24 protein-coding genes and 1 tRNA gene are annotated in these 22,835 nt (G+C 67.8%); 8 read left to right on the plus strand and 17 right to left on the minus strand.

Features of this window, described 5'->3' with window-relative positions; genetic code table 11:
- Nucleotides 1-24: 24 nt before the first annotated feature.
- From ASD43_RS13820 to ASD43_RS13840, 5 genes are read right to left on the minus strand one after another with little or no spacing between them, the layout of a single operon-like run.
- Nucleotides 25-744 carry a methyltransferase domain-containing protein gene (locus ASD43_RS13820; RefSeq protein WP_056418632.1) on the minus strand — a complete coding sequence of 240 codons (720 nt, stop codon included), beginning with the start codon at nucleotides 742-744 and terminating at the stop codon, nucleotides 25-27.
- The gene (locus ASD43_RS13825) at nucleotides 741-1,898 is read right to left on the minus strand and encodes a type III polyketide synthase (protein ID WP_056419697.1); all 1,158 of its coding nucleotides are present in this window, start codon (nucleotides 1,896-1,898) and stop codon (nucleotides 741-743) included. Before ASD43_RS13825 ends, ASD43_RS13820 begins: the two co-directional genes overlap by 4 nt.
- 54 nt (nucleotides 1,899-1,952) lie before the next feature.
- Entirely contained in the window at nucleotides 1,953-2,594 is a 642-nt protein-coding gene (locus ASD43_RS13830) for a CYTH domain-containing protein (RefSeq protein ID WP_056418636.1), read from the minus strand.
- A complete protein-coding gene (locus ASD43_RS13835) occupies nucleotides 2,587-2,799 on the minus strand; it encodes a hypothetical protein (RefSeq protein WP_056418640.1) in 213 nt (70 codons plus the stop codon). Before ASD43_RS13835 ends, ASD43_RS13830 begins: the two co-directional genes overlap by 8 nt.
- A gap of 35 nt (nucleotides 2,800-2,834) precedes the next feature.
- Complete coding sequence (locus ASD43_RS13840; RefSeq protein WP_056418641.1) at nucleotides 2,835-3,305, minus strand: prepilin peptidase; 471 nt, start codon at nucleotides 3,303-3,305, stop codon at nucleotides 2,835-2,837.
- 133 nt (nucleotides 3,306-3,438) lie between these two features.
- Between ASD43_RS13840 and ASD43_RS13845 the strand changes: the two genes are divergently transcribed.
- Genes ASD43_RS13845 through ASD43_RS13855 form a run of 3 tightly spaced genes read left to right on the plus strand, consistent with a single transcriptional unit; the run spans nucleotide 3,439 to nucleotide 9,229 of the window.
- On the plus strand, nucleotides 3,439-4,233 hold the full coding sequence (locus ASD43_RS13845) for a hypothetical protein (protein WP_235564141.1): 795 nt from the start codon (nucleotides 3,439-3,441) through the stop codon (nucleotides 4,231-4,233).
- Nucleotides 4,230-5,768: a DNA polymerase Y family protein gene (locus tag ASD43_RS13850; RefSeq protein WP_056418645.1), complete on the plus strand. Its 1,539-nt coding sequence runs from the start codon at nucleotides 4,230-4,232 to the stop codon at nucleotides 5,766-5,768. Before ASD43_RS13845 ends, ASD43_RS13850 begins: the two co-directional genes overlap by 4 nt.
- The gene (locus tag ASD43_RS13855) at nucleotides 5,768-9,229 is read left to right on the plus strand and encodes an error-prone DNA polymerase (RefSeq protein ID WP_056419700.1); all 3,462 of its coding nucleotides are present in this window, start codon (nucleotides 5,768-5,770) and stop codon (nucleotides 9,227-9,229) included. The genes ASD43_RS13850 and ASD43_RS13855 overlap by 1 nt, the downstream gene beginning before the upstream one ends.
- 3 nt (nucleotides 9,230-9,232) lie before the next feature.
- Here ASD43_RS13855 and ASD43_RS13860 read toward each other — a convergent pair whose 3' ends face one another.
- From ASD43_RS13860 to ASD43_RS13890, 8 genes are all read right to left on the minus strand, one after another.
- Nucleotides 9,233-9,622 (minus strand): hypothetical protein, encoded by a 390-nt coding sequence (locus ASD43_RS13860; protein WP_056418649.1) that lies wholly within the window; start codon nucleotides 9,620-9,622, stop codon nucleotides 9,233-9,235.
- A 367-nt stretch (nucleotides 9,623-9,989) separates the two neighbouring features.
- Complete coding sequence (locus ASD43_RS17420) at nucleotides 9,990-10,157, minus strand: hypothetical protein (RefSeq protein ID WP_188042338.1); 168 nt, start codon at nucleotides 10,155-10,157, stop codon at nucleotides 9,990-9,992.
- 103 nt (nucleotides 10,158-10,260) lie between these two features.
- Nucleotides 10,261-10,605 (minus strand): hypothetical protein, encoded by a 345-nt coding sequence (locus ASD43_RS13865; protein WP_056418652.1) that lies wholly within the window; start codon nucleotides 10,603-10,605, stop codon nucleotides 10,261-10,263.
- 95 nt (nucleotides 10,606-10,700) lie between these two features.
- Nucleotides 10,701-11,000: a DUF7882 family protein gene (locus ASD43_RS13870; protein ID WP_056418655.1), complete on the minus strand. Its 300-nt coding sequence runs from the start codon at nucleotides 10,998-11,000 to the stop codon at nucleotides 10,701-10,703.
- 50 nt (nucleotides 11,001-11,050) lie between these two features.
- Nucleotides 11,051-11,476, minus strand: coding sequence for a hypothetical protein (locus tag ASD43_RS13875; RefSeq protein ID WP_056418660.1), 426 nt, complete (start codon nucleotides 11,474-11,476; stop codon nucleotides 11,051-11,053).
- A gap of 173 nt (nucleotides 11,477-11,649) precedes the next feature.
- Nucleotides 11,650-13,875: an Ig-like domain-containing protein gene (locus tag ASD43_RS13880; RefSeq protein ID WP_056418661.1), complete on the minus strand. Its 2,226-nt coding sequence runs from the start codon at nucleotides 13,873-13,875 to the stop codon at nucleotides 11,650-11,652.
- 903 nt (nucleotides 13,876-14,778) lie between these two features.
- On the minus strand, nucleotides 14,779-15,297 hold the full coding sequence (locus ASD43_RS13885; RefSeq protein WP_056418664.1) for a hypothetical protein: 519 nt from the start codon (nucleotides 15,295-15,297) through the stop codon (nucleotides 14,779-14,781).
- 96 nt (nucleotides 15,298-15,393) lie between these two features.
- Nucleotides 15,394-16,449, minus strand: a complete 1,056-nt coding sequence (locus tag ASD43_RS13890) for an acyltransferase family protein (protein WP_157550981.1) — start codon at nucleotides 16,447-16,449, stop codon at nucleotides 15,394-15,396.
- A 186-nt stretch (nucleotides 16,450-16,635) separates the two neighbouring features.
- Between ASD43_RS13890 and trpS the strand changes: the two genes are divergently transcribed.
- From trpS to ASD43_RS13905, 3 genes are all read left to right on the plus strand, one after another.
- Nucleotides 16,636-17,670, plus strand: a complete 1,035-nt coding sequence (gene trpS, locus ASD43_RS13895) for a tryptophan--tRNA ligase (RefSeq protein WP_056418670.1) — start codon at nucleotides 16,636-16,638, stop codon at nucleotides 17,668-17,670.
- A 141-nt stretch (nucleotides 17,671-17,811) separates the two neighbouring features.
- On the plus strand, nucleotides 17,812-18,648 hold the full coding sequence (locus ASD43_RS13900; RefSeq protein ID WP_157550983.1) for a leucine-rich repeat domain-containing protein: 837 nt from the start codon (nucleotides 17,812-17,814) through the stop codon (nucleotides 18,646-18,648).
- A gap of 38 nt (nucleotides 18,649-18,686) precedes the next feature.
- A complete protein-coding gene (locus tag ASD43_RS13905; protein WP_157550985.1) occupies nucleotides 18,687-19,220 on the plus strand; it encodes a hypothetical protein in 534 nt (177 codons plus the stop codon).
- Between the two features lie 159 nt (nucleotides 19,221-19,379).
- Here ASD43_RS13905 and ASD43_RS17705 read toward each other — a convergent pair whose 3' ends face one another.
- The 3 genes from ASD43_RS17705 to ASD43_RS13915 form a co-directional block, all read right to left on the minus strand.
- Nucleotides 19,380-19,619: a LysE family transporter gene (locus ASD43_RS17705; protein ID WP_200946592.1), complete on the minus strand. Its 240-nt coding sequence runs from the start codon at nucleotides 19,617-19,619 to the stop codon at nucleotides 19,380-19,382.
- 234 nt (nucleotides 19,620-19,853) lie between these two features.
- Complete coding sequence (locus ASD43_RS13910; RefSeq protein ID WP_157550987.1) at nucleotides 19,854-20,294, minus strand: hypothetical protein; 441 nt, start codon at nucleotides 20,292-20,294, stop codon at nucleotides 19,854-19,856.
- 318 nt (nucleotides 20,295-20,612) lie between these two features.
- Nucleotides 20,613-20,686 (minus strand) — tRNA-Pro (locus tag ASD43_RS13915).
- Between the two features lie 133 nt (nucleotides 20,687-20,819).
- On the opposite strand from ASD43_RS13915, the gene ASD43_RS13920 reads away from it, so the two are divergent.
- A complete protein-coding gene (locus tag ASD43_RS13920; protein ID WP_056418688.1) occupies nucleotides 20,820-21,275 on the plus strand; it encodes a hypothetical protein in 456 nt (151 codons plus the stop codon).
- Nucleotides 21,276-21,339: 64 nt separating this feature from the next.
- A complete protein-coding gene (locus ASD43_RS13925; RefSeq protein WP_056418690.1) occupies nucleotides 21,340-21,726 on the plus strand; it encodes an RNA-binding S4 domain-containing protein in 387 nt (128 codons plus the stop codon).
- A gap of 27 nt (nucleotides 21,727-21,753) precedes the next feature.
- Here ASD43_RS13925 and ASD43_RS13930 read toward each other — a convergent pair whose 3' ends face one another.
- The gene (locus ASD43_RS13930; RefSeq protein ID WP_056418693.1) at nucleotides 21,754-22,689 is read right to left on the minus strand and encodes an NUDIX domain-containing protein; all 936 of its coding nucleotides are present in this window, start codon (nucleotides 22,687-22,689) and stop codon (nucleotides 21,754-21,756) included.
- Nucleotides 22,690-22,835 lie beyond the last annotated feature (146 nt).

Consider the following 22,835-nt stretch of genomic DNA (forward strand, 5'->3'; position numbering starts at 1 on the left):
ACGTGCGACCGGGCCTTCGTCGTCTCACCGGCCGGTCGCTCCGTCTCGCCGGAGCTCGAGCCGCGAGGGCAGCCGGAAGCGGACGGCCCACCCGACGGGCACGGCGACGGAGAGCTCCCCCGGCGTGTACGAGCGACGGATGCTGATGAGGCCGTCCTCGCGGATGAACGACCCGCGCAAGAACGTCCGCGCGAACACCCAGGTCAGAGCGCCGTACAGCGCATAGGCCACCCTGCTGCGGGCGATGTCCCGGTGCACCACGAGTCCCCCGTCGCCGACGAGCCCCACCGAATCGCTCAGCAGCCCCTGCAGCTCGGAGTCGCTCAGGTGGTGCAGCAGATGATTCGAGAAGACGACGTCGTACCGCGTCCCCTCGGAGAGGAGATCCGCCGAGAGCGCACGGCGGTACCGCACGCCGGAGCCCTCGTCATGGGCGACCGCCCAGCGGATGGCGCGCTCGTCGCTGTCCAGTGCCGTGATCTCGGCACGAAGCCCGTCGCGTCGCAGGCGCGCGGCGATCATCCGGCACACGTCGCCACCACCGGCGCCGATGTCGAGGATGCGGATGGGACCGCGACGGGCGCGTGGCCGGATGTCGCGGCGGTAGAGCTGCCCTGTGCCCGAGACGAGGGCGTTGACCACCCGGAAGCGGTCGTATGTGCGCTCCAGCATCCCGAGGTCCGCATCGGGGTCGTCCATGAGCTCGCGCGCGCCGGAGGCGCGGATCGACAGGTCGTGTCTCACGCGACGCCGGAGGTCACGGTCATCAGAGCGCTCTCGGCCGTCAGGCCGGGGCCGAAGGCCATCGCCGCGATGCGGGACCCGTCCACCGCACCCTCGTCGAGGATGCGCCGGATGACGAAGAGGATCGTCGCGCTCGACATGTTCCCGTACTCGCGCAGCGTCTCGCGCGCGGGGTGCATCTGGACGTCGCTGAGTCCGAGTCTCTCCTGCACCCGGTCGAGGATGCTGCGACCACCGGGATGGATCGCCCAGTGCTCCACCCGCTCCCCCACGCGCCCCTGAGCGAAGGCCGCGGCGAGCTCGCCCTCGTGCGCGTAGAGCGGACCGATCGCACCGATGATCGTCTCGCCGATGATCTGCGGCACCCTCGTGGACAGGATCATCTCGAAGCCGTGATCGCCGATCGTCCACGCCATGTCCCGCTCCCCCTCGGGGGCGATCGCCGTGTGGAAGCCGTCGAGACGCACGGCGGGGACGGGGGTCGCGAGGTCTCTCGCGGTGACGATCCCGGCAGCCGCACCGTCGGCGAAGAGCGAGTTGGCGACGATCAGATCGGGATCCTCCGAGGATCGCAGATGGACCGTGCAGAGCTCGACGCTGACGACCAGCACGACCGCCTCGGGATCCGCGGCGCAGAACTGACTCGCCGCTCGCAGTGCCGGCATGGAGGCGTAGCAGCCCATGAATCCCAGGTGGTAGCGCTGGACGCTGTCGGAGAGACCGAGCCCCCGGACGATCTCGTACTCGGGGCCGGGAGCGTGGAATCCGGTGCAGGATGCGGTGATCACGTGCGTGATGTCCGCGGCCACCACGTCGGGATCGGCGTCCAGCGCCTGTCGGGCGACCTCGACGAACAGACGCGAGGCCTCCGCGACATAGACGTCGTTGCGCGCTTTCGTCCCCGGCGACAGCAGGAGACCCGTGTCCGGATCGAGGAAGGTCGGCGGATCGATCGTCGCCGCGGCAGGTGAGAGTTCCTTGATAACCGTATGCCGGGTGTCGATGCCCGACCCGTTGAACGAGGCTCCGATGATGCGGGTCGCGAGGCGCCCCACATCCGGCTGGGCGGCGAAGATGTCACGGACGGCGTCCTGCTCGATGACGGTGTCGGGAACGATCGTGCGCAGCGAGCGGAGTACGGCGGAACGGCTCATGTCGCTCACTCAAGCACGATTCCGTCCGGGCCGAGAAGGGGCTTGCGGCACGTGTCAGAAACCCAGAGCACGGGCGAGCTTCGACCCCGATGCCGCCTCGCGCCCGCCTGCGGCCGCGACCGCCGACTCGACAGCGGCGAACAGCGCGTCACGTCCTGCCTCATCGGCGGGAGCGGCGGGACCCAGTTCGAACTCCCACTCGCGCCATTCGCGACGGACGTCCTGCCGGAGATCCGTCGCGCGGACCCGGTCGTCGACGAACTCGGCGATCACCCCGGCGTCTCCGGTGAGCAGGTACGCGGTGCGGGAGTTCTCGATCCGCGCGAGCGGTGACAGCGGCTCCGTGGTCCACTGCGACAGGGTCGAGGTCACCGCATCGGGGACGCGGTCGTCGTCGCCCAGCGGCCAGCCGATCTCGACTCTGCCGTCCCCCTCGCGGGGGCCCTTGATGTGCCATCCGGCATCAGGGCCTCCGGTTCGCCGGCGCAGAGCGACTCCCGCGCGGGACAGTGCGGCGTCATCGGTGTCGAGGTAGCGCGCGTCGAGTTCGCGCACCTCTCCCTCGGACACCGCGGTGACGCCGGGCAGGTCGCTCCACTGCGGTAACGGCGTGCGGGCGTCGACGTCGTACTTGCGCTCGACCTCGACGACCCGTGACGGGGCGTCGCCCGACTGCGGAGCGCCCGGTTCAGTCATCCGAGGGGGTGAGTTCCTCGAGGGATTCGTCGAACCAGTAGTCCACCTCGGTGGGGCCGTCGGTGTCGCCGGTGTTCTGCGCGTCGCCGCGACGGTTGTACACCACCTGGGTCTCGCTGTAGGGGACGATCAGCTTGTCGTCCGCGTCGCCGAGAGGAATGATCTGCCCGTCGAGCGGGCCGCCGTGAAGTCGTGCGAGTGCCATGTCCTCATGCTATCCCCGCAGCCGCGGATCGGAGCTCACCGCGCGATGATGCCGAGAAGCGCGCCGAGGATCATCCACGGCCCGAAGGCGATCCGCGTGGCTCCGTCGGCCCGACGCAGCACCATCAGCCCTATCGCATACAGCGCACCGATCACGAAGGCGGATGCCGCGCCCACGGCGAGCGCCTGCCAGCCGTGCCATGCGAGAGTCAGCCCGATGACGGCCGCGAGCTTGACATCTCCCCCGCCGATCCCCTGTCGGCTGAGTGCACGGAGCACCGCGTAGAAGCCTCCGAGGATCAGCATCCCCAGCAGGGATCTGACCGTCGTCCCGCTCTCCCCCGCGACGGCGGCGTCGACCGCCACGAGGACGACGAGGACGGCCAGGGTGGGGAGCACGATCCGGTCGGGCAGCCGATGGCTGCGGATGTCGATGACGACCAGTCTGCAGCCCACCGCGAAGAGGGCGACATGAACGATCACGACGACGGCGGTGCGGAGATCCATGCCCGGAAGGCTAGGAGACCACGAGGTGCGGCGAGCGCGGGGTGTGGATAACGTCTCGCACCGATGTCGGGGGTTCGAACTAGAGTCGACTACTCCAGTTGATTTATTAGTACATATCTTCGAGGATGGAATCATGGGGATCGGGCTCGATGCGGTGACCGCGCTCTCTCCGGGCGGCGACTCTCGCGCCGGAGAGGTTCTTCGGCTGCGCCGCGAGATCAGCCGGATGCAGCGCCGACGCAGCGAGCATCCCCTGCTCCCTCTCGAGCCGGCGTTCTCCGCCCTTCTCCCCGACGAAGGCCTGCAGACCGGGACGGCCTACACCGTCTCCCCCTCGCCCAGCCTGGTCCTCTCGCTGCTCGCGGCCGCGTCGCGGAAGGGACATTGGTGCGCGGTGGTCGGCATGCCGACGCTGGGGGTCGAGGCCGCTGCGGCCTTCGGCATCGAACTGCCCCGACTGATCCTCGTGCCCGATCCGGGCGACCGCTGGCTCGCCGTGACCTCCGCACTCGCCGAGGTCGTGCCCCTCATCGCCGTGCAACCGGGAGGCCGGGCGCGAGACGCCGACGTGTCGCGATTGAGCGCTCGCCTCAGAGACCGAGGCAGTACGCTCCTCGTCGCCGAATCCGCCGAATCGGGAGTCTGGCCGCAGAGCGAGGGCACCATCCGACTCCATGACCAGCAGTGGCTCGGCATCGGCGAGGGCTGGGGGCTGATCGAGGGGTCGACCGCGACCGTCACGGCGCAGACGAGGCACACCCCTCAGTCCACGAGCGTGAGGGTGCGGCTGCCCGGCACCCATGGCGCGGTCGAAGAGCTGCCGATCGAGAAGACCGCCTCGCCCATCGCCGAGATGACCGCGCGTGCAGGGCTGCGCGGCGACCGCACCGAGCCGCACGAGTACCCGCCCCTGGCGGTGGCAGGATGACGGCCCCTCTCCGCACCATGGTGCTGTGGTTCCCCGACTGGCCCCTCCGTGCCGCTCTGGGTGGGCCGCCACCGCATCCGCCCACGGCCCTGGTGCATGCGAACACGGTCATCGCCTGCACCGCATCGGCGCGGGAGCACGGCGTGCGCGCAGGCCAGCGTCGTCGCGTGGCACAGGGGCACATCTCCTCGTTGCGTGTGCTTCCGCACGATGTCGCTCGCGACGAAAGAGCCTTCCTCCCGGTCCTGCAGCTCATCGAGAAGCACGCCCCGGGCGTCGCCCTGCTTCGTCCGGGCCTCGCCGCGGTGCGTGCACGCGGCATCTCCCGCTATCACGGCGGCGAGGCGGAGGCCGCGGACACCCTGATCGGCATCCTCGCCGAGGCCGGCTTCCCCGAAGTGCGCGTGGGGATCGCCGACGGCCCCTTCACCGCCGAGCTGGCGGCACGAGGACCCACTCCTCGCACCGTCGTCCCGCCGGGTCTCGCGAAGGAGTTCCTCGCTCCGCTCCCGGTGCGGGTACTCAAAGACGAGCAGATCACCGGCCTGCTCATCCGGCTGGGGGTGCGAACGCTCGGCGACTTCGCCGGACTCGACGAGATCGAGGTGCGCGATCGCTTCGGCGAGCGCGGTGCTCGTCTGCACGCTCTCGCCGCCGGAGCCGATTCCCGCCCCGTGGTGCCGAGACCGCCGGACCCGGAGCTCGTTCGCTCCGTGGAGTTCGAACCCGCCCTCGCCGGAGCGGATCAGGTGGCCTTCGCCGTGCGACAGACCGTCGATGCGGTCATGCTCGCCCTCGCCGACGCCTCCGTTGTGTGCACCGAGGTGCGCATCGATCTGGTCGACGACAACGGTGCGGTGTTCTCCCGACCCTGGCTGCACCCCACCTGCTTCGACGCCGCCGATCTGGTCGACAGGGTGCGCTGGCAGCTCGAGGCCCTGGGAGCGGAATCCGCCAAAGCACCGATCGATGAGGCTCGGGCCTTCGGCGGCATCGTTCTGGTGCGTATCATTCCGGTGGCCGTCGACGATGCCGCGCATCACCAGCCCGGCCTCTTCGGTTCCGGGACCGACGAGCGCCTGCACCATGCCATCTCCCGCGTGCAGACGATGCTCGGTCATGAGGGCGTCGTCACCGCTGCCCTCTCCGGTGGGCGCTGGCTCGCCGACAGGCAGGTTCTCACACCGTGGGGAGAGCGATCGACCGCACCTCGCGACCCTGCCCGCCCCTGGCCGGGGAGCCTTCCCGATCCCCTCCCCGCCGAGGTCTTCCGACCGCCTCGCCCGATCGGTGTGCTCGCACCGGACGGAGGCACACTCCTCGTCGATGATCGGGGGGAGCTCTCCGCCGCGCCGTCGCACATCGACGGCGACGAGGTGCAGGCGTGGGCGGGGCCATGGCCCATCCACGAGCGTCGATGGGAGGCGACCGGCGGCAAGCGGGGGCATCGCCTGCAGATCGTCGACGGTCACGATCGGGCATGGCTCGTCTTCTGCACCGGCGATCGCTGGTGGGCCGAGGGGCGGTACCGCTGATGGGCTGGCACAATCCGCCGCAGACGTGGAAAGAGCTGGAACGCACGCTGAGCGGCGAGGAGTCCCCCTACCCGACGGGAGGGACGCCGCCGGGCAGACGACCGGACGCCGGTCCCATCAGCACCCGACGCACACGCACCGCTCCCACGACCGTGAGCAGGCCCGAGCAATCGGTCCCGTACGCGGAGCTGCACGCGCACTCCTCGTACTCCTTCCTCGACGGGGCGTCCTCGCCCGAGGATCTGCTGGCCGAAGCCGAGCGTCTGGGTCTCACCGCGCTGGCACTCACCGATCATGACGGGTTCTACGGAGCCGCCCGTTTCGCGGAGGTCGCCGAGCTGATGGATGTGCAGGTGCAGACGGTGTTCGGCGCCGAGCTCTCCCTGGGCTTCGATGCTCCGCAGCGCGGTTCCCCCGACCCCATCGGTGACCATCTGCTCGTACTCGCCGACGGGCTCGAGGGGTACCACCGGCTGTCCGGTGCGATGACGGCGGCTCATCTTCGCGGCGGCGAGAAAGGACGCCCGGTCTACGACCTCGATGAGCTGGCATCCATGTCGGGCGGCCACTGGACGATCCTCACGGGATGCCGCAAAGGAGGTGTCCGTCGTGGCCTGGAGGCCGGAGACGCGCAGACCCCGCTGCGCCGGCTGGTCGACCTTTTCGGTCAGGATCACGTCGTCGTCGAGCTCTTCGATCATGGCGACCCCCAGGACTCCCGGCGCAACGATGCCCTCGCCGACCTCGCCCGGCAGATGCGGCTCCCTGTGGTGGCGACGAACAACGTGCACTACGCCACACCCGAGCGCGCGTCCCTCGCCGAGGCGGTCGCCGCGGTCCGCGCCGTACGCAGCATGGACGAGCTCGACGGATGGCTCCCCGCTCATGGCGGCGCGCACCTGCGCAGCGGTGCCGAGATGGCGGCGCGCTTCCGTCGTCATCCCGGTGCGATCTCCTACGGACTGGAGCTCGCCGCTGCATCCGCGTTCTCCCTCCGACGCGCCCGCCCGGCGCTTCCGAGGCAGGAGGTGCCCGATGGTCACACTCCGATGAGCTGGCTGCGACACCTGGTGTGGGAGGCCGTGCCGACGAAGTATCCGCACCTCGATGGCGACGGGCGCCGCCGGATCGGGCGCGAGCTCGACGTCATCGAAGAGAAGGACTTCCCCGGGTACTTCCTCATCGTGCACGGCATCGTGACGGAGGCGAAGCGACGGGGCATCCTCTGTCAGGGACGAGGCTCGGCCGCAGCGAGCGCCGTCTGCTATCTCCTGGGGATCACGGCCGTCGACCCGATCCTCTACGGGCTTCCCTTCGAGCGCTTCCTCGCGACCACGCGCTCCGAGGAGCCGGACATCGATGTCGACTTCGACTCCGACCGTCGCGAGGAGATCATCCAGTGGGTGTATCGCGAGTACGGCAGGGAGCGTGCGGCTCAGGTCGCGAACGTCATCCAGTATCGTCCGAAGAACGCCGTGCGCGACATGGCGAGGGCGCTGGGCTACTCCCCCGGACAGCAGGACGCCTGGTCGCGGCAGGTCGACGGCTGGAGCACCGGCCTCGAGGTGGCCGACGAGCACGACATCCCGCCGAACGTCCTCGACTATGCGAGCGAGCTGTTGAAGGCTCCGCGTCACCTCGGCATCCACTCCGGTGGCATGGTGCTCACGGCGCGTCCGGTCGGCGAGGTGGTGCCCGTCGAACATGCACGGATGGAGAATCGCACCGTCATCCAGTGGGACAAGGACGACGCCGCCTGGATGGGCCTGGTGAAGTTCGACCTGCTGGGTCTGGGCATGCTGGCCGCACTCCAGCACTGCTTCGACCTCATCGACGACGCCACCGGTGAACGATGGACCCTCGAGACCCTCCCCAAAGAAGAAGCCGCGGTCTACGACATGCTCTGCCGCGCCGACTCGATCGGCGTCTTCCAGGTCGAATCGCGCGCGCAGATCGGCCTCCTTCCCCGGCTGCAGCCCCGCGCCTTCTACGACCTCGCGATCCAGATCGCGCTCATCCGCCCCGGCCCCATCCAGGGCGGCGCCGTGCATCCGTTCGTCCGCCGCAAGATGGCGAAGGACGCCCTCGATGAGGAGAACCTCGCCAGGGCCGCCAGGGGCGAGGAGCCTGTGGTGCTCGACATCCCGTATCCGCATGTCGACCTCACGCCGATCCTCGAGAGAACCCTGGGCATCCCCATCTTCCAGGAGCAGCTGATCCAGATGGCGACCGCCATCGGCGACTGCACCGCAGACGAAGCCGACCTGCTGCGACGGGCGATGGGCTCCAAGCGCGGACTCGAGAAGATCGAGAAGGTCCGAGACAAGCTCTACGCCGGGATGTCGAGACGAGGGCTGTCCGCTGATCAGTCTGATCGCATCTATGCGCAGATCCAGGCCTTCTCCAACTTCGGTTTCGCCGAGTCCCACTCACTGTCCTTCGCCCTTCTCGTCTATGCGAGCTCCTGGCTCAAGCTGCACTATCCGGCAGCCTTCCTCGCCGGTCTGCTGCGGTCACAGCCGATGGGCTTCTATTCGGCCTCGACACTCACCGCAGACGCCCGTCGCCACGGGGTGGAGGTCCGCCGCCCGGATCTGCATGCCTCGGGAGCGACCGAGACCCTCGAGCCCCTCGACGGCACCGCCCTGCGGAGACCGACGGGACTGCACACCTGCAGCGATCCCCTGCAACCTCGGGTGCCGCGCTTCGACCGCACCGCGCCCGATGAGTCCGAGGCGCACCGCCGCGACGGAGGGTACGCCGTACGCATGGGTCTGGGCGGGGTCCGGGGCATCGGCGCGGCACTGGCCGAGCGCATCGTCGCCGCCCGCGAGGCGGGCGGCCTCTTCCGCGATCTGAACGACCTGGTCCGAAGGACAGACGCGACTGCCGCGCAGTTGGAGGCGCTGGCGACCGCCGGAGCATTCGAATGTCTCGGGCTCCAGCGCCGGGAGGCGATCTGGCTGTCCGGGGCCGCAGCCGAAGACCGTTCACGCTTCCTCCCCGGCACGACGGTCGCCGTGCAGCCTCCGCTGTTCGCGGATCAGTCCAGCTACGAGCGCCTGTCCGCTGATCTGTGGGCGACCGGCGTGTCCACCGACGACCATCCGATGGCCCATTTCCGCGGTCTTCTCCGGGACCGTGGCGTGCTCACCTCGACCGACCTCCAGAACCACGAGACCGGACGGCGCATCGAGGTCGCCGGCCTCGTGACCCATCGGCAACGACCCGCGACGGCGGCGGGGGTGACCTTCCTCAACCTCGAAGACGAGAGTGGGCTGGTGAACGTGATCTGCTCCACCGGAGTGTGGGGTCGCTATCAGCGGGTGGCGCGGGACTCCCCGGCTCTCATCATCCGTGGAATCCTCGAGCGCTCAGCAGAGGGCGTCGTGAACGTGCTGGCCGATGCCTTCGAAGACCTCCGCACCGGTGTCACGCACCGCTCGAGGGACTTCCGGTGAGCGTCACCAGAAACGGTCGGGCTCGGGTTCGGGCAGCCGATCGCCGCCACCCCACCGGTCCGCTTCGGCCTTCGCCGCATCGACGGCGGCATCCGCGGCGTGAAGTGCCACCCGCGCACCCGTCGACCCGCCCCGTTCGGAGTCCGCCGTGACGGTGAGCGACGTGTGCGAACCCCGTCCGCCGATGACGACCGTGCAGTCCACGACGTGACCCGTCCAGTGGACGATCTCGCTGTCCGGCTCTTCGACGCTGCGGTACCGGATTCCACTGTCGAGATCGAGGACCGAGAGGATTCCGGACTCCCCCGTCAGCTCGTCGATGCGCTCCGTCACCTCGATGCGATGGCCCCGAGCGATGGCGATATGCGCGTTCACGACGAGCTTTCTGTCCATGCCCCCACTCTATGAGTCGCCCCTCTCAAGGCAAGCCTCAAACCGGGAAGAAACATTCGTAGATTTCTTTGTCCCCCAAATGGCGGACAAGACATTTTCGCGATATTCTGCAAGGAGTAGCGGGGGCTACCGGCTGAACATCTGGGGATATCAGTCGAGAGAGCAGCGAAGTTCTTCGCCGCCTCCCCTACCGTCCGGGAAGGACGGTGAGCCCTCTCGAGCGATCCAAAGTGGGGTTTGGGTACTCGGGAGGGCAACCAGGGATCGCCGCGCACGACGACCGCAGCGCGCAGACGTTCTGAGGTCTCAAGCGAAAGCCCCCATCCGCACGGGGCAGATGAGGGCCTTGCGGCATTCCGGATGACGCTCACCCGCCGGACGGGTTCTCCAGAGGCTTACCGTCCTCGTCGGTGGTCTCATCCTCGATGATCTCGTCGGTGCTCGTGGACGTCGACTCGTCGGGCGCACCGCCGGAGGCGGTGTCCGCCTCCTCGCCAGCGCCGGCCGTACCGTGGGTGTTCTGCAGATCGCTCATGACATCTCCTTCGTCTGATGGCCGACGCTACGCGCCGACGACCCCTTCGCCGGAGGGGGTTGACGCAGAAGGGATGACGAGGGATCCTCCGCGTCGCCGCCGCTCAGAAGTCGTGGTCGAGACCGTAACCGAAGAAGGCGGAATCCGTGTCGACGTCATCCGCCTCGTCATCGCTCCCACGACGGGGATAGAGCCGGTGCTGCCGCAGCTGTTCGGCCTCCACGGAGAAGTCGGGGTCATCGCCGTTCGAGGACTGCGGGCCGACCAGCAGGTCGTTCCCCACGCCGACGATCAGGTCTGCGCAGTCCTTCTCCCCGTCCATGACGATCGGGATGTGCAGAGCTTGAGAATCACCGTCGCTGGCGATCGCCGCGGCGAGCTCCACCAACGCGTCGGCGACATCGTCGGTCGTCACGAGCTGCTGTCCGGCGTAGGAGACGAGTTTCATGCACTCAGCCTCTCACCGCCCGGGAGAAGTCTCGGCCGGGTTGACAGGCCGCGACGCGCGTGCGTAGTGGAAGCGTCCGTCGCCCCACGCGCCACTCAGAGATCGTCGAGGATCAGCTCTCCACGACTGTTCAGGTTGCCCATCATGCGCTCGATGCGGTGCGGATCGAGAGAGGGCGACTTCTCGGTATCGATCTCGATGATGAGCGGGATGCTCGGGTGCATCCACACGGTGAGACGGCTGTGACGATCGGCGCCGGCCGCGCCCGCCGGCCAGGTCATCATGAAACTCTCCTGGCGACGAAGCTTCGTCGCGATCACGACCTTGAGGTGGGCGAGAGTCTCGTCTTCCACGTCGATCGGAGGCCGCGAACTGTTGTACTCGAGTCTTCCCATGTCGCCCAGATTACGTCACTCAGGCCGGTCATGACATGCCTGACGACGGATCACCCTGCGTTGTCGAAGCTGTCCTTGTAGACGATGAAGCCTTCAGGAGAGATCTGGGCGCTCCGGTCACGCAGAAGGAGCTCGCTCAGCTCCTCGACCGTCTTGTTGTTCCGCTGGGCGACGACGGAGATCCGGTCGCCGAGCTCGTCGATCGCCGCTTCGCCGCCCATCGACTCGGGGAGGAATGTTCCGAATGCCGGTCCAGGTGTCATTTCTCCGCCTTCGTCGTCAGAGGTGCCGGACCCGGCGGGGCCGGTCGTGGATGCGGGCGTCTCCGTCAGCTCGGAGGATGGCACGGCCGTGCCGCCGGGGCCCGGATTCGTCATGAGCATTCCGAAGATCACGGCGATCACCACGAGCACGACCGCCACCACGGCGACGGCGAGCACGGGGCGCCGACTGGACTGTTCTGCTGTCTCGGACATGGGTACCCTCCTCCATCCCATCCAGCGAACCACTGTTCCGCTCAGAAGGGAAACGGTCTCACCGTATTGACAGCGAGAAAAGACGAAACGGGGTGAGGATCGATACTCGATCCTCACCCCGTGGTGGTCAGGTCACGACCGGAGCGTCAGCCGCGATCGTGACCTGACACCGATCATGCCTCGACGGAGGAGCTCCGACGACGGGCGTGCACCAGCACGCCGGCGCCGATCAGCAGCAGCAGGGCTGCTCCCCCGACGAACGGAGCGGCGTCGAAGTCGCTACCGGTCGTGGCGAGGTTGCCGTCCGTGTTGTCACCGTCGTTGTTGTTGCCGGTGGGCGGAGCCGCAGCGACCGTGAAGGTCACCGCTGCGCTGCTCACCGAGGTCTCACCCGCGAGCGTCTGCACCGCGGAGACGACGTACTCGCCGTTGACGAGAGCCGTGGTGAGGGTCAGCGACCAGGTGCCGTCTGCTGCGACGGTCGCCTGACCGACGAGCTCGCCACCGGCCGCGTTGCGCACCGTCACGGTCACGGTCGCACCAGCGACACCCGTACCCGAGATGGTCGGGGTGGAGTCGTCGGTGGTCGCGCCGTTGGTCGGCGACGTGATCGCGGGAGCCGCGATCGGTGCGGCCGGAGCGACGACGGTCACCGAGGTGGTGCCGGGGATCGCGATGGTGCCGACGGTCTGTGCGGCCACGATCTCCGTTGCGTCGTACTGGTTCACGGTCACGTTGCCGGACCATGCGCCCGCGCCGTCGGCGGTCACGGTGTCGACGACAGCGCCGCCCACCGAGAGAGTGACGGTCGCGCCGGGGGTCGCGGTTCCGGTGACGTCGATCTCCTCGCCACCGGTGACAGCGGAGCCGTCCTCCGGGGTCAGGATCACGAGCGGAGCAGAGGCGAACGGCTCAGCTGCACCCGAGAGGGTGTAGTTGCCGAGGCTGCCGTATGCGTCGTATCCGTTGGCGTTCAGCGCGGTCGCCGTTGCGGGGTCGCCCGCTCCGACGCCCTCGACGGCGAGGTAGTAGACCCCGGCCTGGAGGTTCGGCAGCGTGACGGAGGCGTTGAGGCCGGCCGCGACGGTGTCCGAGGTGCGCGTGGACTCGGGGTTGCTCTCCGCAAGGACCGCGCCCGAGGCGTCGACGACGCTCAGCTTCGCGTCGAGGTTCGGCGAGATGTTCGCGACCTGGACGTTCGCGGTGAGCTCGCCACCGGCGGTCGTGACGGCGAAGACGTCGAGGTCGGAGTTGCTCTCGATGACGGCTGCGGCCCCGAAGGTGCCCGCCGCGTTGTCGAGTGCCTGCGCGTTCGCACGGTCGTTGCCGACGGCGTCCGCTGCGTAGTCCGCACGGTCAGTCCACGTGAAGTTCAGCGTGAGCTGGTCTCCGGCCGGGTTGCAGTCTCCGTTGACGCCGACGGCGAAGATGACGTCGCCGGGCTGCGGGTTGCTCGGGTTGGCCGTGCTGCCGGCAGGCAGGCACACGCTGCTTCCGGTGTACGGGGTTCCGTCCGGGAGCGTCGCGTTGACGAAGAGCGGGCCGCCTGCCGAGCGATCGGCGATCGTGGCGAGGTCGTCCTGGTCGTTCGTGGCTCCGGCGTAGGCGCCGGCCGACCACTGCGAGACGGGAACGTAGTAGGCAGCGCCCATGATCGTTCCCCACACGCCGTCCTCGGGGGCGTAGTACTCGCCGCCGCCGGCACCGCTGATGCCGTCGTGCTCGAGACCGAAGTTGTGACCGGACTCGTGCGCGGCGATCTCAGCGATCGCCTTCGGGGAGCCACCGGTTCCCTCGGTGAACACGAGCGCGCCACTGAGGTACTCGGATCCCGTGCCGCCGAGCCAGGCGATTCCACCGTTGCCTGCGGCAGCGGGGAGGACCTCGTCGTACGAGTCGGTGATGATGACGTGCGAGCCGTACACGTTGTCGTCCTGCGACGTCTTGTAGAGAGCCTCATCGCTCGGACGCGTCGTCGTGACGTTCACGTTGAACGGTGCGTAGTCCTCGGCCACAGCGGCCCAGACGGCAGCGCGGTCGGTGACGGCAGCGGCGGGAGCGAAAGCCAGGGAAGCAATACCGGAATCGGTGTTCCAGTGCTTGCCCTCGAGGGTCTCGCCGTCGAAGTCGAGGTAGACCGTCACGGGTGCCCCGGGGCGAGATCCGGCGGCGGGAGTGCCGGGGATCGCAGCGCCTTCAGGAGCCGCGGGGAGCGCGAGCGTGCGAAGGCTCTGCGACTCGTGGGCCTGGTCGTTGAAGTAGAAGAAGCCCTTGTCGGTCACGCTGATGAGACCGGCTTCCTCCTGGTTCTTGATCTCCGCGGCGGAAGTGCCCGACTGGGCGGCCGCGACGTCGTACTTGGATGCGGAGGACTGGAGTTCAACCGGTCCATCCTGCACGTCATCGGCTGCAGCCGGAATGACAGCCCCTCCGAGAGCCAGAGCACTTGCTCCGATGGTCGCCACGGCGCCTGTGAGCCACCGACGTTTCGTATTTTTCACTATTTTCGAATCCCCTGGGTCGATAGACGGACAACGCCGCCAAACATATCAATATTCAGGAAACGACAACCTCTCTCCCAGGGTTTTCACAGATAACGTTTACCCCTCGGGCGGTCTTCCTTCCTCCTGTCAGAGCGGAACCCAGCGACCAGGACCATTCACCACTGAACGTTGTGCGAAGCCGCGGGTGAGCTCAGGGCGGGATTCGCTCGTCACGGGCGCACCGGACTGCACATCTTCGAGAAGCCTAAACCTCTGAATGAGGGTTCAACCGCGAAGGGAACAGCGGAGGGACTCTCTCTCACCGGATCATCTGTGACCGTGTTGAGGAAGAGTCCCCCGACCGGAGCGGCCCCGACGCGGCCCCCAGACCGTGGCCAGTGCGCGCTCTCGTCGGCGATGGTACGTCCGATGTGCCCGGGTGCATATCCCATGGTGGATGACGGCGCGTAGGCGTACCCTCATTGATGTCGAAAGTGGCCCTACGCCGGATGCCTCTGTCGAGGGCGACACCTGTGAGACCTCTGCGCCGCGTAGCAAGAACTGCCGGGACCCGTCGGCGTTCGGTTCAACGGTGCGCCCGCCGCGGGCTGGGGTCCCGCACTGACGGCGGACGCACCTGGTACTGGTCGAACGACTGGAGGGCCCTCGCCGAGCGGGTACGGATGAACCGCGAGGCAAGAGCCCCCGCGTAGAGCGATACCGGTGAGCCACCCCAGGGCCTGTGTATTCGCGCTCTGATCCGCACCCTACGCTCGATCCCCCGAAAGCATCACCCCGCCTTCGATCCGTCTGAGACGTCTACGGGCGCAGAGAGCCACCCTCCTCGAACCAGTCCTCTATCCGCGCGTCGTCGTCCGAGACATCCGCAGCGGGGCGTCGTGCGAACGACACGGATCCTGCCAGGGCGGCCACCGCTGCGGCGCGTACCTGTTCGCGCTGCGAGGCGTCCTGGAAGAGGTGAGCGGCGACCTCGCGAGCCGCAGTGATCCCGACGGAGATCTCGGCCAGTCGTTCCGCGATCCTGGCGGCGAGCCCATCTCGGAGCTCTTCAAGATTCGTGTTCGCGATCTCCAGACGACGATCGGCGACGCGCAACTCGACAGTCGAGTACCCGTGGGCCGACAGGTAGGCACGCGTCGCGCTGCCCTGGATCGCGGCCACCTCGTCGCGATCCGTCTTGCGCGTGAACACCGCTTCCACGGTGTACCGGTCCGGCGCGTCTCCCGTCATCAGCGTCGCAGGAAGCGACCCGATGAGAATGGACCCCAGACCCAGCAGTTCGGAGCTTTGCCCCGCGATCTTCAGTTGTGTGTTCATACACGGACGTTACGCCCCGAAACTGGGCGCGTTCACAGTTCCGTCCGCGCACATCCAGGGCCGAAGAGGCGGATGCTCGGCGGGGTTCCGCTCCCGCTACGAGACCGGCTCCTCGGCACGTACGCGCTTGTCGGCGCCGATCCGATCCGTCAACGTTCGGAGGCGCTCCTGAAGCGGGGCGAAGGCGTGGTGCGTGGCCGCGGCGACCACGAACACGATCGGGTACACCCACCACCAGACGTCGACGCGGTTGACATGCAGGTACGTCGCCGCCGCGATGAGGATGGGCACGTGCCAGAGGTACAGCTCGTACGAGATCTTGCCGATGTAGACGACCGGTCTGAGCTCGAGCATCCGCTGCAGCCACCAGCGCCGACCGCTGCACACCGCGTAGATGATGCCGGTCGTGCCGACCGCGATGCACACCGGGGCGAAGGATTCGAGGATCTTCGGGCCGCTCATCGCCCAGGCTGCCGCGATGCCGGCGACGCCGATGAGCGAGTTGAGGATCGGGTTCCCCCGCCAGTCGGTCTCCGCGATGATGATCGCGACGCCGCACCCGATGGCGATACCGCCCGTGCGATACAGGGGCAGACCTGCGCCCGTCGTGAAGGCCGCGTACACCCGGACCGCGTTCATTCCCAGTCCGAGGATGATCATGAACGCCGCCATCGTCTTCCACGACAGCCGAAGACGCATCATCAGGATCAGCAGCAGCGGCCACACCACGTAGAAGTACTCCTCGGCGGCGAGGCTCCACATATGGCCGTGGAACATCGGCGACCCGTAGCGGGCATCCGTCACCGGCGAGAGGTAGAGCGCGGATCCGATCGTGTGGATGAGGAACCCACGCCGGTCCGGGTCGAGAGTGAGCCCGAAGATCATCGTGACGGCAAGGGTCGCGAGCAGCGCCGGGTACAGCCGGATGAAGCGGCGCAGGTAGAACCGTCGCAGTCGGAGCCTGCCCAACTTCTCGTGCTCGTACCAGAGGATCGTGGTGATCAGGAAGCCCGACAGGACGAAGAAGATGTCCACGCCGAACCCGCCTGGAACGAAGAACGGCTTGGCACCATGAGTGGCCATGACGAACAGGACCCCCACGGCGCGGAGGCCGTCCAAGGCAGGCGTATAGGCCAACTTCCGCGCGGTCACACGATGACGTTACTCGATCAGGGACCGCATGGGACTCTTCCGCTAATCTGAGCGCATGCGTTTCACCGTTTCTTCGTGGTGGTGGCTGCGTCCGCAGCCATAACGCATTCACGCGCGGGCTGCACGGCAGCCCGCGAACCATCGCGGTACCCCACGTCCGTGCAGCTCCTCGATCCAGGAGCAGACATGGACTCATTCACCGCCACCGCCGAACGCATGCCCGCGCTGCGCGCTCGGATCGCCGCGCACCCCGAACAGTTCCGGGTGCTGACCGGAGAGCGCCCCACGGGACGGCTGCATCTCGGGCACTACTTCGGCACGGTGCGAGAGCGTGTCCGATTGCAGTCGCTCGGGGTGGAGACCTTCGTGATCCTGGCCGACTACCAGGTCATCACCGACAGAGACGTCGCGGGGAACATCCGCGAGAACGTCTACGAAGCCGTGCTCGACTACATCGCCGCCGGTCTCGACCCGCAGTCGTCGACGATCTTCACCCACTCGGCCGTTCCCGCCCTCAACCAGCTCCTCCTCCCCTTCCTCAGTCTCGTCACCGAGGCCGAGCTGCACCGCAACCCCACGGTGAAGGCGGAGCTGGCGGCATCCGGCCGTGCGCTGAGCGGACTGCTGCTCACCTACCCCGTGCACCAGGCCGCCGACATCCTCTTCTGCAAGGGCACACTCGTCCCCGTGGGGAAGGACAACCTGCCGCACGTCGAAGTCACTCGCACGATCGCGCGCCGCTTCAACGAGCGCTACGGGGAGGTCTTCCCGGAGCCGGCAGCGCTCATCACAGATGCGCCCGAGCTTCCCGGCCTCGACGGCCGCAAGATGTCCAAGAGCTACGGCAACGCGATCGCACTGGGCATGACGGCCGATGAGACCGCCACCGTCATCCGGCGAGCGCGCACCGACTCCGAGCGATCGATCACCTACGACCCCGAGAACCGTCCTGAGGTGTCCGGCCTGCTCGCGACCGCCGCGACCATCCTGGGCCGCGACCCCGGCGAGCTCGCGGACGAGGTGGGAGACGCCGGAGCCGGGGCGCTGAAGACCCTCACCATCGACGCCGTGAACGATTTCCTGGCCGAGCACCGTGCGCGACGAGCAGAGCTCACCGTCGGCGACGCAGCAGCGGTGCTCCGCGAAGGGAACGAGCGGGCGCAGAGCATCGCCGCCGACACCCTCCACGAGGTGCGAGCCGCGATGGGCATGCTCTATTGACGCGGTGGACTTTCGGAGGGCGGCATCCGGCGGGCGAAGCGTGCGCAGGCGCGGCAGGAACGACGACAGCACGCGCCGCTAATCTGAGGTGCGTGGCGTGGACGACAGTCCGCGACGTCACGGGTGAACGGACGGGGGCTCATGAGCAAGCGGACCATGGTGTTGCACAGTACACACAAGGACCAGTTCGACTTTCCGGACAGAGACCTCGTGTTCTACGACCAGCCCTACGACGCCGACGAGCTGTCACGCGTCACCGATGTGCACCTGTGGTCTCCCCTCGACGGTCCCATAGACCGTCTCCCCGAGATCATCACCGCGATGCCGCATCTGAAGACTCTGAGCATCGGCCCGGGGAGGGTCCTCCCCACCATCGTCACGGAACTGCGGCAGGGCGACCTCCCTGAGAGTCTCGAAGAGCTCTCGGTGCACATCGGCGATCGGACCCTGGTGTGGCCGAATGTGGTGGTGCCCAACCTGAAGACCCTCTACGTCGGCGAACCCTTCCGCTTCAAGAACGAGCACTTCCCCGGGCTCCGTGCGCTCTCCCTCTACCCGCAGAGATCTCTGAACAATGTGCGGCAGGCACTCGAGCTGCCGCTGGAAGAGCTGAACCTGTTGAACGTGCCCACGGACGAGCAGATCTTCCGTCTCGTCGAACCCGTCGGGCTTCGCCGCCTCGGGCTGATCGGTGGACGCACGCTGACAAGCCTCACCGGGATCCGCGTGCTCCCCGAGTTGGAGTCGTTGCGCCTGAAGAACCTCACCTCTCTGGGTGACATCTCGGAGCTGGCCGCTCTCGCGCGACTCGAGATCGTGAACATCCAATACTGCAAGAAGATCACCGGCATCGCCGCCATCAACGACCTTCCCCGACTGCGCAGGCTCACCCTGGTCGGATGCGGGACCATCGGCCTCGAGACGATCGAGGCGAAGCTGTCGACACTGGAATGGGTCAACACGGGCGCGACCTGGTGACCGCGTGCCCAGAGAGACTGCTCGGTAGCCTGGGGACCATGACGGAGCTCTCCCGAACGGCCACCGGATGCTTGCAACACGCCGGGTGGACGTATGAGCCGCCTACGCCCACGGGCGACGGTGTCCCCTTCCCGCTGCGCACAGCACCCGACACGGTGATCCGCTGGGTGTCCTCGTTCTCACTGCTCGCGAAAGCAGATGAGACGGTGTGGTTCTTATCTCGCGACGATTACTCGACGGGCGCGGCGGGTGCGTTCGCGTGGAACGAGTACGAACAGCTGAGCCTCCAGGCTGCGACAACGGATGACGAGGCGGCCGCGGTCTCCCGTTTCTGGACGCGCCACCTCCCCCTGCTGCTGTCCGTGCGCAACGGATACGAGTATCTGGCCGTGCGAGACGATGGAGCAGTCGTCCACGGAGCGGAGCCCGAGTTCGAAGAAGCGGTCATCGTCTTCTCGCATTTCGAGGATCTGCTGACGCACATCATCTCGTGGCCGGCCCGACTCGACCATGTCATCGACGGGCTGCTGTTCGATTCGATCAGCATCCCTCACACGAGGCCGGGCCACTGACCCTGGGGGCTGGGGGCTGGGGGCTGGGGGCTGGGGGCTGGGGGCTGGGGACCGACTGTGGTCGCACGACTTCGGGGGCTGCAGAGGAGGTCCGGCCCCTCGAATATGCACAAGGCTGCGAGAACTGCGCAGCATAGGGCGCGCCGTGGGTCGCGAGATTCACGTAGCTGGCCGCAACTGTGACGGATGACGAACTCCACTGGGAGACGCAAACAGCGTGACTGGCCAGATCTGACCTCGGAGTTGGGCTGCTTTTGCGGGGAGGTAGAGCAGGTAGGCGACGCCGAGCCACTTGATCGTTTGGAACGCGATCGCGGATCCGCTCAGGATCGCGGCGAGCCCCGTGATCGCGGCGACCATGTGTGGGATCACGCCAAGGGTGCAGCCGAACGCGGCCACGATCCCGGCTTCGTGCCGCGGGAGAGCCCGGCGGCGATGGAGAACACGGCTCCCGTGCCGAGGATGGCGACCACCACGATGGGGTGGTCAGCAGGAATGCAACGCTCATCGAAAGTCCTTCTGAGAGTCGTTGCTTCCGCACAGTACCGCGTCCAGGTGGCGCAAATGTGTCCGGTCGGACGAGCGCGCGTCGTCTGAGCTCGCACATCGAGCACCGTCCGGTTTGGGGATCGTTCAGCGGTTCACGCGATCCGTCGCCGTCTGAACGATCGGCAGTTTCTTCGCGCGAAGGGTGCTGGCGAGGAGCCAGCCGAGGAGGGAGGCGATGCCTGCCGTGACAGCATATTCAGTGATGAGGCCCGCGGAGGAGGGCCAGGTCGCGTTTCCCGACGCGAGTACCAGCGCGGTGGAGACGGCGGCGCCGATCACGAGCCCCAGACCCAGGAACCCGGCCGCCTGGCCGATGTGCGGGAAGCGGCGTGTCCGCCGGTCGAGCCAGAGGCTCGAGGGAAGCCACAGGAGTGCGCCCGCGACGGCGAACGCAGCTGCCGTGCCCGCGAGGACCCCTGCTGCGGCCCCGCCCGATACATCCCAGCTGCCCGCAGTTCGCAGCAGCGCGAGGACCCCGACCGCCGGCCACGCCAGAATCCCCCATGCCAGTTCTCGTGCTCCCATGAGCATCATGGTCCAGCCCGTCGGTGAACACGCCATGAATCAGAACCGTACAACACGCCACGATCATGTGTTCCATAAAAAAGGGATCGCTCACCGGTAGACACAGAAGCAACGAACGCGGCGGTCGCTCGCCGATGGCAGTGACAGTGCCCGACGACGACGCCCGCCCCGTCCGCACCGACGTCCACGAAGCGCTCCACAGCTGGCACGCACACACCAGCGACACAAACGAAAGAGCCTCCCGCGTTTCCGCGGAAGGCTCTTCGTCGACCAACCCATGGGACAACTTGTCCCATGGTTTGAGTAACAATCAATCGGTCGGGCTGACAGGATTTGAACCTGCGACCCCTTGACCCCCAGTCAAGTGCGCTACCAAGCTGCGCCACAGCCCGTTGTTCTGCACTCTCGCGCAGGCAACTCCCCTATCTTAGCCCCACTCCGTCGCGCTCCGCGAACCGAGCGTGCGCTCGGGCACGTCCCCATCTCACCGGTGTGATGTTCCCGCTCGACGACTAGCGTGGAGACATGAGCGACGAGCATCCGACCATCGATGACGCGGAACTCGGAACGCTCACGCGAGCGACGACCGAGCTGACCGACGGCACCGTCCTCGAACACGACTGGTATGCGGGCGGCACCGTCGTCGACGGAGCGCCCCTCGACCTCATGATCGAGGGGACGACCGTCGATGAGGCGCGCGCACTGCTCCCGCACGTGCATGAGACGATCGCCGCGCTCGGCGTGCTGCGACGGCTGGCCTCGGATGCTGTCGTCGTCGCGTTCAGCGCCGGCACACCCGAGCAGCATGAGCTCGACGATGCCGAATCCGATCTCGCTCTCGAGACGCTCGAGGCATCGGCCGACGGCACGATCGTGCTGCACCTGATCGACACCTGCGGCGAGCACTTCCCCGAAGGGCACTGGCCCGCCGTGCATCTCGGCGACGACGGCCAGATCACGCAGGTCACGGTGGAGTCCTGAGCGCCGCCGACCCCGTTCTCCCCCGTGCCGCCGTGGGAGTTCCGATGCGAAGGGGAGCACGCTGATGGCCGACGCCGCGCGCGTGGACAGCTGGCTCTGGGCGATCCGGGTCTACAAGACCCGCTCCGCCGCGACGACCGCATGTCGCGCGGGGCATGTACGGGTCAACGGCGAGAAGGTGAAGGCCGCGCAGCACCTGAAGATCGGTGACGAGCTGCGGATCAGGATCGCGGGCTTCGATCGCATCCTCTTCGTGCGCCAGCTGCTCGTCAAGCGCGTCGGTGCGCCTCTTGCGGCCCTCGCGTACGACGACCGCACCCCCGAGCGGGAGCCGCAGGCCGCGCTCGGTCTACGCGACCGAGGCGCCGGGCGTCCGACGAAACGCGAGCGCCGCGACATCGACAAGCTCCGTGCTCGCGCGTCCGGCGACGACAGCTTCTTCGGCGGATAGCTCAGCCGGTACGAGCGCTCGAGTCCCTCAGGGCGTGCCGTCGAGAAGACGCAGCAGCCACCCCGCGGTCTGCACGCCCGCTGCGCCCGCAGCGAGCACTCGGGACTGCAGCTCACGGTCGCTGGTCACCGCGATCACGCGCTGGCCGTCACCGACACGACGGTCGACCTCCGCCACGATCGCGTCATCGCCCGCACCGGCGGCCTCGACGACGGACACGACGGCGGCAGGCAGCAGCTCCGCGGTGTCGTCGGGCGTCGGGGCCTCCGCACCCCGAGCGCGACCTTCGACGACGAGAGCGAGCTCGGGGAACCAGACGGTTCCCCCGATCCCCAGCTCTCCCGCCGGGACGGCGAGTCCGTCGAGGCGCGACGCGAGACGAGTTGTCGCCCCCGCCCGGTCCTTCCACCAGCCGTCCGGCACCGCCCCGACGACATTGGCCGCATCCACCACCAGCGCGGGCCGCACGTCGAGAAGAGTCCGCAGAGTCGGCCACGCTCCCGCGAACCCGGGATGCAGCGGAAGCGAATCGACGTCGCTCACGGGCACCCATTCGAGCGCCACGCTCTCGGGGTCGCTGATCACCGGGTCGAACGGCCGCACGACGTCGGCGATCACCGTCGTGTACGACCACACGTCGAGGTCGAGAACGCTGGTGAAGCGAGGACGCACGGCACCGTCAGGCACTCCCGCCTCCTCCTGCGCCTCTCGCACGGCGCCCACGATCGCGCTCTCGCCCTCGTGCATGGCTCCCCCGGGGAGACCCCACGTCCCGCCGAAGTGGCTCCATGCGACACGGTGCTGGAGCAGGATGCCTCGGGCGGGATCGTAGGCGAGCAATCCTGCGGCCCCGAACCGCCCCCAGTACCTCTCCCCCGATGGCGCGACCACCCAGGCATCGCCGGGGTCACGGGGCCCTCCAGGACGACGAGGCTCACCGGCCTCCGGGGGTACGACAGTCATCCCTTCAGCCTGTCACAGCATCCGGGCATCGGCACGTACGCAGGACACACACCGGAACACCGCACGACGCGCCACCGCGGACGCCGGGGTGGCCGCACGCATACGGCTGTGCCCGCGCGGATCCGCGCGGGCACAGTGTCGCATCG

This window comes from Microbacterium sp. Root553 (assembly GCF_001426995.1).
Taxonomy (GTDB): domain Bacteria; phylum Actinomycetota; class Actinomycetes; order Actinomycetales; family Microbacteriaceae; genus Microbacterium.